Raw genomic sequence first — 860 nt, 5'->3', positions numbered from 1 at the left:
TTCATCTGCCTTAACTACTGAAGGCTGTGAAACGAGTACACTAGCACCCAATACAGCTGCACTTGCTAAACTTGTTAAAATAACTTTCTTCTTGTCCATTAGACAATGCCCCTCTTATAGTTTTTTAATATTATTATATTATACTACTTAATGAACGTCAACTAATTCGATATCCATTTTAAAATTTTATGAACAAGAAGAAAGCTTGGATGATGTTTAAGAAACACTTCCTATTCTTACCCCATTTCTGTCTAGTCTGTAGCCATCAATAATCGTATTAACAGCTAAGGCTCCCGAAGCATCGACATAGTAATGTTTCCCCGAGACTTGGAACCATTGACTAGCTTTCATCCGGCCAGATTCCTCTAAGTAATACCAAGTTCCCTTGTCTTTAAGCCAGCCCGTCTGCATCTCACCCGAAGCCTTTAGATAATACCAGTGAGAGCCATCCTTAATCCAGCCAGTTGACATGGCCCCATTTTCTTTTAAATGATACCAATTGCTGTTAACTTTTTTCCATCCTGTTGCTAGCTTACCATTCTCTTGGTAATACCAACTCCCTCCTTCTTTTTTCCACCCATTCTCTGTATTGCTTAACTTTTCATACTTCACATATCTTCTAGAACCGCTATAAGACAAATAACCGAGCCACTTATAACCGTCCTTTTCAAGAACTTGATCATAACTCACACTCTCACCAGCATAATAGTAGTCAATAACCTGTCCTGTGCTTGATGGTTGGTCCATAATAGGCGATTTCCCCGTGAATACCATTGTCCCACTAGACGGAAGCTCTGAGCTACGAGCATTCTCACCCGCACTATGGCTAGTAGATAAATCCTTGAAATGAATAAAACCTG

1 protein-coding gene is annotated in these 860 nt (G+C 39.5%); it reads right to left on the bottom strand.

All coding sequences use genetic code 11. The features are described from left to right. Positions 1 to 216 precede the first annotated feature (216 nt). On the bottom strand, positions 217 to 860 hold a 644-nt coding region (locus GMD4S_RS09575; RefSeq protein ID WP_000441235.1), incomplete at its 5' end, for an SH3 domain-containing protein.

It is taken from the genome of Streptococcus sp. GMD4S (assembly GCF_000296955.1).
The sequence above is the reverse complement of the archived record's forward strand: the minus strand, read 5'-3'. Positions and strand labels throughout refer to the sequence as shown.